The 13,467-nt window shown below is 52.4% G+C and carries 11 protein-coding genes; all 11 read left to right on the top strand.

Features of this window, described 5'->3' with window-relative positions; genetic code table 11:
• Nucleotides 1-18 precede the first annotated feature (18 nt).
• The 11 genes from NNJEOMEG_RS13475 to NNJEOMEG_RS13425 are packed head-to-tail and all read left to right on the top strand — an operon-like array spanning nucleotide 19 to nucleotide 13,453.
• A complete protein-coding gene (locus NNJEOMEG_RS13475; RefSeq protein ID WP_173085301.1) occupies nucleotides 19-1,089 on the top strand; it encodes a radical SAM/SPASM domain-containing protein in 1,071 nt (356 codons plus the stop codon).
• Entirely contained in the window at nucleotides 1,073-2,038 is a 966-nt protein-coding gene (locus tag NNJEOMEG_RS13470; RefSeq protein WP_173085299.1) for a hypothetical protein, read from the top strand. Before NNJEOMEG_RS13475 ends, NNJEOMEG_RS13470 begins: the two co-directional genes overlap by 17 nt.
• A gap of 28 nt (nucleotides 2,039-2,066) precedes the next feature.
• The gene (locus NNJEOMEG_RS13465) at nucleotides 2,067-2,924 is read left to right on the top strand and encodes a sugar phosphate isomerase/epimerase family protein (protein WP_173085297.1); all 858 of its coding nucleotides are present in this window, start codon (nucleotides 2,067-2,069) and stop codon (nucleotides 2,922-2,924) included.
• A 20-nt stretch (nucleotides 2,925-2,944) separates the two neighbouring features.
• The gene (locus tag NNJEOMEG_RS13460; protein ID WP_173085295.1) at nucleotides 2,945-4,621 is read left to right on the top strand and encodes a nucleotide sugar dehydrogenase; all 1,677 of its coding nucleotides are present in this window, start codon (nucleotides 2,945-2,947) and stop codon (nucleotides 4,619-4,621) included.
• A 10-nt stretch (nucleotides 4,622-4,631) separates the two neighbouring features.
• The gene (locus NNJEOMEG_RS13455; RefSeq protein ID WP_173085293.1) at nucleotides 4,632-5,609 is read left to right on the top strand and encodes an NAD-dependent epimerase/dehydratase family protein; all 978 of its coding nucleotides are present in this window, start codon (nucleotides 4,632-4,634) and stop codon (nucleotides 5,607-5,609) included.
• 32 nt (nucleotides 5,610-5,641) lie between these two features.
• On the top strand, nucleotides 5,642-7,795 hold the full coding sequence (locus NNJEOMEG_RS13450) for a hypothetical protein (RefSeq protein WP_173085291.1): 2,154 nt from the start codon (nucleotides 5,642-5,644) through the stop codon (nucleotides 7,793-7,795).
• Nucleotides 7,796-7,801: 6 nt separating this feature from the next.
• Entirely contained in the window at nucleotides 7,802-8,905 is a 1,104-nt protein-coding gene (locus NNJEOMEG_RS13445; RefSeq protein ID WP_173085289.1) for a class I SAM-dependent methyltransferase, read from the top strand.
• Nucleotides 8,906-8,947: 42 nt separating this feature from the next.
• Nucleotides 8,948-9,517, top strand: coding sequence for a class I SAM-dependent methyltransferase (locus NNJEOMEG_RS13440; protein ID WP_173085287.1), 570 nt, complete (start codon nucleotides 8,948-8,950; stop codon nucleotides 9,515-9,517).
• A 21-nt stretch (nucleotides 9,518-9,538) separates the two neighbouring features.
• Complete coding sequence (locus NNJEOMEG_RS13435) at nucleotides 9,539-10,465, top strand: glycosyltransferase family 2 protein (protein WP_173085285.1); 927 nt, start codon at nucleotides 9,539-9,541, stop codon at nucleotides 10,463-10,465.
• Entirely contained in the window at nucleotides 10,462-11,982 is a 1,521-nt protein-coding gene (locus tag NNJEOMEG_RS13430) for a B12-binding domain-containing radical SAM protein (RefSeq protein ID WP_173085283.1), read from the top strand. The genes NNJEOMEG_RS13435 and NNJEOMEG_RS13430 overlap by 4 nt, the downstream gene beginning before the upstream one ends.
• 25 nt (nucleotides 11,983-12,007) lie before the next feature.
• On the top strand, nucleotides 12,008-13,453 hold the full coding sequence (locus NNJEOMEG_RS13425) for a B12-binding domain-containing radical SAM protein (protein WP_173085281.1): 1,446 nt from the start codon (nucleotides 12,008-12,010) through the stop codon (nucleotides 13,451-13,453).
• Nucleotides 13,454-13,467 lie beyond the last annotated feature (14 nt).

Raw genomic sequence — 13,467 nt, 5'->3', positions numbered from 1 at the left:
GCTCCAAGGACCGATCACATGGCCATCAGACTTCAGGACCTCCTGGAAGACACCCTCAAGGAAGAAATGCGGCGCCGCCAGGCCATCCTGGACCGGCAGGCCTTCTGCCCCGTGCCGCCCAACCACATCTATGTGGAACCCACCAACAAGTGCTTCCTCAAGTGCGCCATGTGCACCGACAAGGCCCTGCGCGGCGACCAGGGCTACATGCCCATGGAGCGCTGGCGCGTGATCCTGGACTCCCTGGCCAAATACCACGTGAAGGCCCCCATCAACCTCATCGGGCGCGGCGAACCCCTCATGAACCGCCAGCTCCCGGATTTCGTGGAATACGCCTCCAGCAAGGGCATGAGCTGCGCCATCATTTCCAACGGCGGCCTGCTCGACGAGGCTTACGCCCGCAAGCTCCTCAAGGCGGGCATCCGCAAGATCCAGTTCTCCCTGCACGCCCACTCCCGCGAGACCTACAAACAGATCACCGGCGTGGACCTCTACGACAAGGTGAAGGCCAACCTCCTGGGGCTGGTGGAGCTCAACAAGGAGTATGGCTCGCGCTGCTACATCAACGTCATGAGCGTGGAGTCGAGCATCAACCGCCACGAGAGCGCGGAGTTCGTGAAGTTCTGGACCCCCAGGGTGGACCGGGCCTTCGTCACCCCCCTCTACTCCATCCAGGGCGACTCCCGCATGGCCGACGAGTCCCTCGATTCCATCAAGGCCAAGCTTGGCGGCAAGGACTTCACCCGCCACTCGGGCTGCGCCTTCCCCTGGTTCTTCCTGTCCTACCGGCTCGACGGCACCATCAACCCCTGCCCCTACGACTTCAAGACCAACTTCAACGTGGGCAACGCCGACGACCCCGACTACGACCTCATGAACGTCTGGAACTCCGAGGCCATGCTGCGCTTCCGCCAGTCCCACCTGGACCGCGAGTTCTCCTACTGCCGCAGCGTGGACTACCCCTGCGAGACCTGCGAGATCCCCTCCGCGCCCGACACCTACAAAGGCCTGGACTCCTTCACGCAGGACTTCCACGTGGTCTTTTCCCGGGAGTTCGCGGCCATCCTCAAGAATGTCCAGGCAGGCTGAGCACGGAAACGACTCCGAGCGCGCCTTCGCGGGCGTGGACCACGCCGTGCTCCTGTGCTGCGACCCCGGCGGCTGGGCCGTGCTCTCGCGCCTGGGCCGCAGGCTCCTGGACCTGGGCGTCCGCGTGGACTGCCTGCTGGAAGGCTGGTGCGCGGCCAACGCCGCGCCCCCCATGGGCGCGGCGCGCATCGACAGCCTGGAGCAGGCCGCCGGGGCGCGGCTTCTGCTCTACGCGGCGCGCAGCGAATTCCACCGCAACCGGGCCATGCTCCCGGCCTGCCGGGCCATGGGCCTGCCCACGCTCTTCGCCTTCGACTCCTGGAAGAACCACCGCGTGAACTTCGTGGACCCGGACACCGGCGAGACCGCCCTGCCCGGGCGCATCGGCGTCATCGACGCCTACCAGAAGGGCTTGGTCCTGGAGGCCCTGGCCGACGTGGCCCCGCCGGACCTGGCGGAGCGTGTGTTCGTGCTGGGCCACCCCGCTCTGGAGGAGCAGGCTCTGGCCGTGCGCGCCGTGAGCGCCGAGCGCCGCCGGGAGCTGCGCCGCGTCCTGGGGGCCGAGGGCCGCACCCTGCGCCTTTTCCTCACCGAGCCCGTGCGCCAGGACTATTACCGCACCAACCGCCTGGACCCGGGCTACGACGAGTTCACGGCCCTGGAGGTCTTTCTCGCCTGCCACACGGCCCCGGGAGAGGCTGCCGCCGTGAAACTCCACCCCAGGCAAAACCGCGCCGAGATGGAAGCCTTCCTGGCCGGGCGCGCCGTGCTGGCCGAGGGACCCCTGGAAGAGCTTTTGGCCGCCGCCGACCACGTCTACGGCATGACCTCCACGGCCCTCCACGCGGCCCTGGCAGCGGGAAAACCCGTCACGTCCCTCCAGCCAGGACGCACCCCCTACGGAAAAACCCTCTCCCACCCGGCCCTTGAGGCCAGGCTCGCCCGCTAGACGCGCCTCGCCCCGCAAGGAGCTTACCATGACGATTGCCGTCTCCACCACCGTCTTTCCCGAGCCCCTCGTGGACCCCGCCCGTCTCCCGGACCTGGAGGGCATCGAGGCCGTGGAGTTCAGCGGAGGCCCGCCCATGGACCTGGAGGGCTTCTCCGCCCTGGCCCGGGCCGTGCACGTCGCCGGAGTGCGCCATGTGCTCGTGCACAACTACTATCCGCCCCCGCCCGCGCCCTTCGTGCTCAACTTCGCAACGGCCGATCCCGCGATCCTGGAGCGCTGCCTTGACCTGGCCCGCGACGCCCTGGCCGCCTGCGCCCTGGCCGGAGCCCCCCACTGGTCGTTCCACCCGGGCTACCGCCGCGACGGCCGCGAGCTGCCCGACGGCCACTTCGCCTTCGACGGCGAGCAGGCCTCCATGGAAAAAACCCTTTCGCGGTTCCTGGCCAATTTCCCCAGGCTCCAGGCCCTGGCCGACGTCGCGGGCATCCCCCTGGTTGTGGAGAACCTCTTCCCCAAGCCCGGCGAGGTGACCAGCCTGTGCAACACCCGCCGGGAACTCCTGGAGACCTTCGACGCCCTGCCCGCCGGGACGGGCTTCCTGCTGGACCTGGGGCACTGGAACGTCTCGGCCCGGGTGCTGGGCTTCGACCGCGACCGGGAGCTGGACCGCCTGCTGGACACGCTGGCCCCCCGCCTGCGCGAGGTGCACCTCTCGGCCAACACCGGCCTCGCCGACGACCACCTGCCCCTGGAGCGCGGCGACTGGCAGCTGGACGTGCTGCCCAGGCTGCGGGGCACGAGGGCCGTGTTCACCCTGGAGTCGCGCAGGCTCCCTCCTGCGGTGTTGCGTCGGACGCTCGAAGTCATTAAGGACGCCCTGTGACAAAGGACGGCACCCACACCATGGACCCATCGCTTCGCAAGATGATGTTCGGCCCCGCCGGAACCCTGGCCGAGGCCATCGACCGCATACTGGCCGGCGGACGCCGCGTGGCCTTCTGCCTGGACGACAACGACCGCCTCATGGGCATCCTTACCCAGGGCGACGTGCTACGCCTCGTGCGCGCCGGCGTCCCCCTGGACGCGCCCGCGCGCGGACACCTCAACGCCGACCCCGTCACCGTGGGGCACGACGTGGACGTGCACGAGGCCAAGAAGCTCATCGGGCGCAAGATCAACCTGATCCCGCAGGTGGACGCCCACGGCAGGCTCACCGGCCTCATCGACCTGGCCAGCTCCGAATACGGCTTCCTGAACATTCGGCAGAAGTCCGTGGCCATCCTGGGCCTGGGCTACGTGGGCCTCACCCTGGCCCTGGTGCTGGCCGAGCACGGCTTCACCGTGGCCGGGTTCGACGTGAACCGCCCCCTGCTGGACAAGCTGGCCGCCAAGGAGCCCCCCTTCTTCGAGACCGGCATCCAGGGCTTCCTGGACCGGCACGTGGGCAAACGCCTGCGCCTGGTGGACAGCCTGGCCCAGGTGAACGCCGACATCTTCATCATCACCGTGGGCACCCCCGTGGACCCCGCCACCAAGAAGCCCGGGCTGGACTACATCCGCAAGGCCGCCACGGCCGTGGGCCGCTCCCTCTCCCGCGACGCCCTGGTGATCCTGCGCTCCACCGTGCAGGTGGGCACCACGCGCCGGGTGGTCATCCCCGAACTGGAGGCCGTGAGCGGCCTCAAGGCCGGACAGGACTTCCACGTGGCCTACTGCCCCGAGCGAACCGCCGAGGGCCGCGCGCTCAAGGAGCTCACCCACCTGCCCCAGATCGTGGGCGGGCTCGACGAACGCAGCGCCGAGCTGGCCAGCCGCCTCTTCAACGAATACACGCCCACCATCGTGCGCGTGGACGGCCTGGAGGCGGCCGAGATGTGCAAGCTCATGGACAACGTCTACCGCGACGTGCGCTTCGCCTTCGCCAACCAGGTGGCCCAGGTGGCCGAACCCCTCGGCCTGGACATCCACGCCATCATCGACGCGGTGAACCTCAACTACGACCGCAACGACATCCCGCGCCCCTCCCCCGGCGTGGGCGGCCCCTGCCTCACCAAGGACCCCTACATCCTGAGCGCCGTTTTCCAGGAACACGGCCTGGAGGCCCCGCTCATCGCCTCGGCCCGCCGGGTCAACGAGGCCGGGCCCGCGGACATCGTGGGCAGGGCCGGGACCATGCTGGCGGCCCAGGGCAAGGACCTGGCCTCCTGCAAGGCCTTCGTGGCCGGGTTCGCCTTCAAGGGACACCCCGAGACCAGCGACACCCGCGACTCCACCACCCTTTTCTTCCTGCGCGAACTCCTGGCCCGCTGCCCCAACGTGCAGGGCTACGATCCCCTTGTGCCGCCGGAGGAGATCGCCGCGCTGGGAGCCGGTCCCGTGTCGATCGAGGAGGGGTTCAAGGACGCCGACGTAGTGTTCGTGATGAACAACCACCCCTCCTACCTTCGCTGGGACCTCCCCAGACTCTTCGGCCTCGCCGCCCGGCCCACCGTGTTCTACGACGCCTGGCGCATGTTTCCCCATCTCAAGTCCCAGGCTCCCCACGGCATCCTCTACGCCGCCGTGGGCGTGGGCCGCTAGGAGCGCCTTTATGACGCGTCCCCTGCAACTCGTCACCGGCGGCACGGGCTTCATCGGCTCGGCCCTCACCCTGGCCCTCCTGGACCGTGGCCACGCCGTGCGCGTCTTCGACAACAACTTCCGGGGGCGCAACCACCGCCTCGCCACGGCCAAGGGCGCGCTGGAAATGGTGGAGGGCGACATCCGCGACGAGGCCCAGGTGGCCCGTGCCACCGAGGGCGTGCACACCGTGCACCATCTGGCCTTCATCAACGGCACGCGACACTTCTACGAAATACCCGACCAGGTGCTGGACGTGGGAACGCGCGGCGCGCTCTCCACGCTCAAGGCCGCCCTGGAGAAGGGCGTGAAGCGCTACGTGCTGGCCTCCTCCTCCGAGGTCTACCAGACCCCCGAGCGCGTGCCCACCGACGAGACCGAGCGCATCCTCCTGCCCGACGTGACCAACCCCCGCTACTCCTACGCGGGCGGCAAGATCATCAGCGAGCTGCTCACGCTCAACTACCTGCGGGCCTCCTCCGTGGAGGGCGTGATCTTCAGGCCCCACAACGTCTTCGGCCCGGACATGGGCTTCGAGCACGTGGTCCCCGAGCTGGCCCGCAAGATGTTCGACCTCTCGGCGGGCTTCACGAAGAAGGCTATCGACCTGCCCATCCAGGGCCAGGGCACCGAGACGCGCGCCTTCTGCTTCGTGGACGACGCCGTGGAGCAGATCATCGCGTGCGCCGAGAAGGGTGGGGCCGGGGAGATCTACCACATAGGCGACACGGCCGAGCGCTCCATCCTGGACCTTGTGGAGGCCATGGCCCGCGTGTACGGGATCAAGGTCACGGTGGTTCCCGGGCCCCTGCGCCCCGGCGGTACACCCCGGCGCTGCCCGGACATCGCCAAGGTGAGGGCCCTGGGCGCCTCCCCTAAGGTGGGCTTCGAGGCGGGCCTGGAGCGCACCCTGGCCTGGTATGCCGATCACTTCACCAACAACTTTTGAAATCCATTTAGCATCCATGATGTTGTACTAAAATGCTCAACATAAACGATCAACCGCGGCCCTCATCTTGCTCTAAAGTAACTGGCCACAACAACTATCCCACCAAAACAACAACAAAAGGCAAGAACACACAAACAACTCACCGAAAGCCGATCCTTTTCGCCCTCTCCATATTATGCACATTCGAGATTTATGCGTACATTTTCAAAATTCCAGCGAACACACTACTCTTTGGACTCGGTTATTACATCATCTTTTGGTTGGTGCCTGGCCTTGCGATTCTCTCGACAAGCCCCAGGCAATCCGGAAACCATTTCATATGCACATTCAAGGCTTCAGCAATTGGCTACACACTTAACCTTGGAGCCTACTTTTTAGGAATATACACCACTAAAGAACTCTACTTTACACCGCTTGCATTTTGCACAATCTTTCTATTTCGTGAAAAACGAAAACTCATTGCGTCACTCTTAAAAAAAATTGAAACAGACCTTTCATCCATAAGCACATCACAAGGAATTATTTTCATCATTTTCGTTTGTGCATTCTTATTTTCAACAACAGGATACTCTTACACCACGATCCCCATTGGCTTTGACGAACACTATCTAACAGCCTCTAGTTTCACCCATGAACTTGCGAGCAAATTCCCTTTATATATCAGATATTCTGAAACCGCCTCACAACTTTTATCATACCACATTGGCGCAAATTTAATAGGAGTAGTTTTCTGCCATATATTCAACCAGCCCACACACTATTACACCATCTACTCAATCTATGCTATCGGCTTTTTACCTCTCATCATAGCTATCGGGTGCCTTTGCAAAACAGCCTCCATCCCTAAAAGATACTATCTCCTTACTTTATACATATTTCTATTCGCTCGAGAACCTCTAACCGGGGCTGAATTCATAACTACAGCCTATTTCTCCCAGTTTTTCGCTGAAATTTTAGTGCTGGGCGGAATAGCATTATTAAATAACGAGGACAACAAAGCATCAAACATAATAACACACATTGTTATACCGGCGGCAACAATTTGCACGCGCCTCCCCACGGGAGCATACTATTGCACCATACTAGTTGTCCACAAGATACTCTCGTCTAGCCAAACAAACAAGACGAAACTAGGCCTGCTGACAACTGCAGGCATATTCTCGATTGCGACATACTACACATTCTATGTATGGGGATCAAATGTAGCACTCTCTAACTTTAACCCAGAAAAAACATTCACTCCTTACCACTGGATATTAAATACTGTCTCAAAAAATCATTACCTCATCGATCTAATCAACAATACAAAGCTTTCCTTTTCAGCGGTGAATCCATCAACCTCAACCTACATCTACCTCTTTGTAATTTTTACACCCTTGTGCCTCTTTCTCTTTTACACCTACAACATCTTAAGCATCCTCCTCGGGAGGATTTACCACATCAAACAACAGCCAAACAACAGACTGCTGCTTGCATATTCCGCTACAGGCTTTATTTTGGCGAGCATTATACCAGAAGTACGCGCCATTACCATATCCATAGTTGCGTTCCATGTCTCTTTAATTCCATTTATATCAACAATCTACATCGTCAAGCGCAAAGCCAAAAACTACGCAGCTAACATCAAGCCAAAATTAACAACTGCCGCAAACATACTCCTAGCACTTCCATTTGTTATATACCTCATGATGCCCGCTTCTAAAGAGCCAGTATCGTCATACGTAGGCCAAGCGAAATATAAATACCTCACAAGCACAATCCCTGAACTTTTTAAGCAATTTTCACCTGAACTTCACGACAGCATCAAGAGACTTTTTAAAGAAAACCCACCTGCAAACATGTCTCCAGAATTGTACGACATTCTCAACCAGGCTAGACACTTAGTTCCTGCAGACTCTATTGTGATCCATCCAGAACATTATCGTACAAGAACCCTCATCGCAGGAATTGCCCAGAAAAAACCATATTTTGAAGCATCATACTATTCAGATCCTGACGCTGTAACATTTCAAGAATATACGTCAAAGCTTAACTCTATTGCAAACAATGGACACGTCGAAAAAACCTTGACATCAAACAAATACTATTATATATTAAGCAATAATCTTTATAACAAGATTGCAAAGTTGTATAATTTAAGGCTTGTCGCAGTGAACACACGCTATGCTATACTTCAGATTGACTAAATTATCATGATAATAGAAGACATATCACTGCTCCAATGCATACATTGCAATGCCGATTTAGAACTAGAAGAGCACTTCACTGACGAAGATGAATCAATAGTTGAGGGCGTTTCTACATGCAATCAATGCCATGCCAGGTACCCAATTATAAAGCATGTAATGATACTGGCACCAATAGAATCTGCAAAAAATTTATTACAGCCCGACGATTTTAAAACATACCTGAAATACAAATCATCGGCATCCGCCAGCTCGGAAGAATATCACATTGACATTATCAAGTCTGGTTCGAATTGGAACCAACAATTTAGCAAGGCATTTCCAATAACAACCAACCTTGTCGAGAGCGATGGGTTTTGGGGGAAGGAAGCATTTTGGAACTTCTGCGGACTTCATCCTTCACTAGTATCTGGCAAAACAGTATGCGTATATTGTGGAGGTTCTGGCAGGGAATCATACCACCTACTCAATTCGGATGCCAGACGTGTAGTTGTGATCGACATTGGTTCACACATTTTTAACATACAAAAGCTATGCAAGCAGTGGAATAACAAACTTATACTCTTAATGGCAGACTTTTATCAGAACCCTGTCAGAAGCTCTGACATTGACATTTCAATTTGTGACCATGCCCTGCAACACATATCCAACAACAGACAGGCCTTCTCGTACATGTCAAGCAAAACAAAAGACAATGGCATAATTTCCGTATGCGTATACAGCCACGAGAACAATTTCATCATGACAAAAATTGTCGAACCCTTCAAAAGATACACTCGTCGCGTACCAAGCAAAGTCTTATTGTCTTTTTCATATTTGCCCGCAATAATACTTTACGCACTCGCACTTACTTACCAAGGCTTGTCCAAATATTTTCCTGAGCAGTTAAATAATTTGCCATATTACGACTTGTTGACGTTATGGTACAGGGGCGGCTTCGAAAAGTTCCATGAAGCATCCTTTGACCTACTTCACGCCCCAATATCTTATCACTTTTACAGAGACGAACTGGTCAATATGGCAAATGAAAATAACCTTGAATTATTAACTTTATCCATGGTGAACAGGACCATGTGGTCAATGGTAGCCTCTAAACCTCCAGCCAACTAAAATCATATCAATTTTAATTTTGACAACGAGGACAATCATAACATGTCGCGAAATCAAGTGCTAGGAAATTTTGGATGCGGACAGTACCCTAAAAAAGGGTACATCAATGTCGACGTAGACCAAAGAGCTAAAGCCGATATATTTCATGATCTTGCCCAAACACCTTATCCCTTTGATTCTGAGTATTTTTCACAAATCGAAATGCACCACGTATTGGAGCACATTCCAAACACCATAAAAGTCATGAAAGAATTACATAGAATTCTCATACCCAGGGGAAAATTAATCATAACAGTACCTCATTTTTCTCGTGGCTTTATGCACTATGACCATAAAATAGGGTTTGACGTGACATTTCCCCTGTACTTCAACCGAACTTTCACCGGCGGCTACACAGGCATAGATTTTAACTGTAACTCTACACACTTAACATGGTTTGCACAAAAGGAGCTAAAAATAAGACACCTGTCAAAATCAACATTCACAATCGCATCTACACTAGGAATGATTATTGATAAACTAGCGAACCTCAATCCTTACGTTGCCAGCAGAATATTTTGCTTTTATGTCGGCGGATTTGAACAAATAGCTTTTGAATTTGAAAAATGTTAATTCAAAGAAAGGGGCATTGCTGTGAATGGCTTTTGTGATGAAACACTACTTTTCGACAACCATGTTCCTGATGGGATCTCTGTCATAATTCCGGCCTACAACGAGGAAGAGGGTATAGGCTCAAGCCTAGACCTGCTTTTGACCACCTTGCGCACTCTATCTATCCCCTGGGAAGTTATCGTTGTCAACGATGGATCTAGAGATTCAACTCGCTCCATTGTATCAAAATATTCTGAAGTTAAACTTCTAAACCATCCCATCAACATTGGCTACGGGAATTCTCTCAAAACTGGAATCTACAATTCACAGTTTGAATGGATCTGCATTTGCGATGCCGACGCCTCTTACCCATCTGACCAGATACCTTTGCTCATTTCTGAGATGTGCAAAGGATACGACATGGTTACAGGCTACCGCCAAAATGTATCCGACCACGACAGTCAGACAAAAAAAATATTCCGCAAACTTTTCATCAAGTTCATATCTTTTTTAACAGGCGACAACATACCTGACCCCAACAGCGGCCTTCGTATTTTTAAAAAATCCCTCGTTATGGAGTTCATCAACTTCTTGTGTGGAGGATTTTCATTCACGACGAGTCTTACTGTCTTAGCCGCTGAAAAACCGTCATTCATAAAATTCATCCCGATACAATACTTTAACAGAAAAGGAAAAAGCAAAGTTCAACACTTCAGGGACACCTTAAGGACTTTGCAGCTCATCGCACAGGGAGTCACTTACTACAACCCAATCAAATTCTTCGTCTTCTTATCTGCTTTGCTCATTATCTTTATTGCAATACCCGCTATGGCCCTAGCTATGTTTCACATGTTTACGCTTTCAAGCTACTACATGCTCTTCGGCTGTGTTGTCTCCCTTCTCCTTGGCATCGGCGTACTAGGAGATATCGTTCGCATCTCTGCCACAAAGTCATTGGCAAAAAAATGAAGTCCAAAATACTATTAATTTATCCCCCGCTTGGTCTCTCTGGAGTGTTCGTTCGGCACCCCCCTACAAGCTTAATACATGCTGCTAGCTATGTTAATGGAGCAGGATATAATGTTGATATATTTGACGCCCGCATCCATCCCAACAACTGGAAGTACATACTACAACAATATGACATAAAAGACTATTTGTTGTGCGGCATCAGTGTAATGTCCGGCCCCCCTGTGAAACATGCTGCAGAAATCAGTTCCCTCATTAAATCAATAGCTCCTGACTCACATGTCGTACTGGGTGGTCCTGCAGCTTCCTTCACACCCGAAAGTTTACTTCATTTCGATCCTAACGCAGATTTCGTTATCAGTGGATATGGAGCCAAACCCCTACTGGAACTTGCAAACTGTCTATCAGTTAATACTGTCCCTGAAAATATCCCAGGCATTTATTATCGCACAACGCTGTCTACGGTCACAGGTACCCCTCCCGACTGGTCTGCCCATGAACTCTTATCCCACGATGCTATTCCGTACCATCTCATTCCAGACTACTCTCCGTATGGACAACTTGACAACAAGCAAAGAATATTTTCTATATATAGCTCCATCGGTTGCCCTTATCATTGTGCTTTTTGTAGTTCTCCAGCTCTTTACAACAGAATTTCGGGTCGCAAATGGCTTCCCATTCCTGCCGGTGAAGTTGTCGACCATATTGAATATTTAATTCAAAAGTACCAAGCAGAGTATATCTACTTCATTGATGATGACTCATTCGTAGACTTAAAGCACGTTGACAAAATCATTGATCTCATTAACCAAAGGAATATACGCATTCGACTCGGATTCCGCGGTGCTCGCATCAACGAAATCAAAAAAATGTCTCACGATTTCCTCGACAAACTTGCTGCCGCTGGAACTGACATCTTACATATCGGAGCCGAAACTGGCAGCGACCGCCTTTTGAAACTGATTCGGAAAGATTGCACAGTAAACGATATCATTCAATGCAACATCAAGCTCTCAAAACACAAGCAAATATTCTCCTTTTACAATTTTATTTTAGGCATTCCAACTGAATCAATATCTGACTTGAACGCTACATCCAAGTTGATGCTTCGCCTTGTTGACGACAATCCTCAGTGCATTATAAGTACCCCCAATGTATTCCGCCCCCTTCCTGGAACTGAACTTTACAAAATCGCACGAGAAACCTATAACTACTCTACTCCTAACAGCCTAGATGAGCTTGCCAAACTTGAAGTTGAAACAAACTTCAATCTTCCATGGATATCGCGCACCCACCAAAACTACATGCGCATGATGCTACTTTCGAGCTATTTTGTCGACAACAAGATTGAAAAAATGAACACTGGCAGTACCGCCCTTATTTCAATACTGAAAACCCTAAACACTATATACAAGCCCCTGGCAAGACTTCGCCTAAAGTACGGACTCCACCAATTTCTCCTTGAAGACATGTTTTATCGCTTGGCTCAAAAAATATTAACCAAACCATCTTTGTAGTTCACCTCTTTCTTTGAGGCCCAAGATGCATATTTTATTCATTGAACACAGTCTAAGCTTGGAAGGTGAGCCCCTTGGCATTATGCAGCTATCTGCATTAGCTAAAAACCATGGGCACAACACATCCCTCACATTTTTAACCGAAAACTACCTCAATGTTATAAAACAAACTTCACCTGACGTTATCGCCATAAGCATAATGTCTTGCCATTACTCTGCCTTCAAGTCTGCCATACACACCATCAAACGTTCTTTTCCTTCGACACCAATCATAGCTGGCGGCCCTCATCCAACATTTTCTCCAAACTGCATATATGATATAGAAGTTGACGCCATCTGTATTGGCGAGGGCGATTTTTCATTCATTGAATTCCTCAACTCTATTGAGCACCATGACACCTTTGAAAATATATCAAACATCCGCACCCGCACTTCTTCTACTTCATTGCGTCCCCTAATCGCAAATCTTGACGACCTCCCCTTCATTGATCGTGAAATCACGTACGATGCGTACCCTGCAGCTAACGCATTCAGTCTTCGCTCTTTCTACACTACCCGGGGATGCCCTTTTTCATGCACTTACTGCTTCAACCATGCTTACAATAAACTTTACTCCGGACTCGGTAAAATAGTTCGCCGCAGATCTGTAAATAACGTCATTCAAGAAATGAAACTCGTCACCCATAAATACAAAACTTCTTTCATTAAAATTAGCGACGACTCTTTTGTTTTATCTGCTGACAACTGGCTAAGAGATTTTTCTGAAAGATACTCCTCTGAGATATCCATCCCCTTCTACTGTCTTCTACGAGCCGACATTGTCACTGAAGAAATTGTGTACCTTCTAAAAAAGGCCGGATGCGCATCATTATGCATGTCAATCGAAACCAGCAACGACCAACTTCGCAAAAACACTTTAAAACGCAACACTACGTCTGACACCATCCTCAAAGCTTTCGACCTTGTAAATTCTTACGGTATCAAAATCTACACAAACAGCATGCTTGGATTGCCTGGCGCCACTTTCGCTGATGACCTCAACACCCTTGACTTCACTATCAAATGCAAACCGGCATACGGACACTTCACTATTCTCACACCTTACCTTGGAACTGACATATACGAACAATGCAAAAAACTAGACATCTTGGACCCAGCTTCTTCACTTTCTGATTCCGCACCATCTACAAATGACCTTTCTGTTTTGACTTCGTTCACTGATGCCGAAAAAAATATGCAGCGCAATATCCACTTCTTAGGACCTACCATTGTCATGTTCCCCTTTCTTAAACCTTTTTTCATACGGCACCTAATAAATTTACCTTCAAACTTCATATACTTTCTCATTTATTTTGCTACGAAATCGTATTCATTTAATAAGCACATCATCAAACTCAAACACACACCTCGTAATTTTTTAATTCTTTTTACAGCTTTCTTTAAAGCTCTTCTGCGAAGCACCAAGCTTTAGCAAAATGCTACTTT

This window comes from Fundidesulfovibrio magnetotacticus (assembly GCF_013019105.1).
GTDB lineage: Bacteria > Desulfobacterota > Desulfovibrionia > Desulfovibrionales > Desulfovibrionaceae > Fundidesulfovibrio > Fundidesulfovibrio magnetotacticus.
Note: the sequence above shows the minus strand (reverse complement) of the source record. Positions and strands in the feature narration are given on the sequence as shown.

Coding starts and splice junctions, on each gene's coding strand:
- NNJEOMEG_RS13440 (WP_173085287.1), top strand. CDS start 8,948: ATGTCGCGAAATCAAGTGCTAGGAAATTTTGGATGCGGACAGTACCCT.
- NNJEOMEG_RS13425 (WP_173085281.1), top strand. CDS start 12,008: ATGCATATTTTATTCATTGAACACAGTCTAAGCTTGGAAGGTGAGCCC.
- NNJEOMEG_RS13455 (WP_173085293.1), top strand. CDS start 4,632: ATGACGCGTCCCCTGCAACTCGTCACCGGCGGCACGGGCTTCATCGGC.
- NNJEOMEG_RS13430 (WP_173085283.1), top strand. CDS start 10,462: ATGAAGTCCAAAATACTATTAATTTATCCCCCGCTTGGTCTCTCTGGA.
- NNJEOMEG_RS13475 (WP_173085301.1), top strand. CDS start 19: ATGGCCATCAGACTTCAGGACCTCCTGGAAGACACCCTCAAGGAAGAA.
- NNJEOMEG_RS13450 (WP_173085291.1), top strand. CDS start 5,642: ATGCTCAACATAAACGATCAACCGCGGCCCTCATCTTGCTCTAAAGTA.
- NNJEOMEG_RS13460 (WP_173085295.1), top strand. CDS start 2,945: ATGGACCCATCGCTTCGCAAGATGATGTTCGGCCCCGCCGGAACCCTG.
- NNJEOMEG_RS13445 (WP_173085289.1), top strand. CDS start 7,802: ATGATAATAGAAGACATATCACTGCTCCAATGCATACATTGCAATGCC.
- NNJEOMEG_RS13470 (WP_173085299.1), top strand. CDS start 1,073: ATGTCCAGGCAGGCTGAGCACGGAAACGACTCCGAGCGCGCCTTCGCG.
- NNJEOMEG_RS13465 (WP_173085297.1), top strand. CDS start 2,067: ATGACGATTGCCGTCTCCACCACCGTCTTTCCCGAGCCCCTCGTGGAC.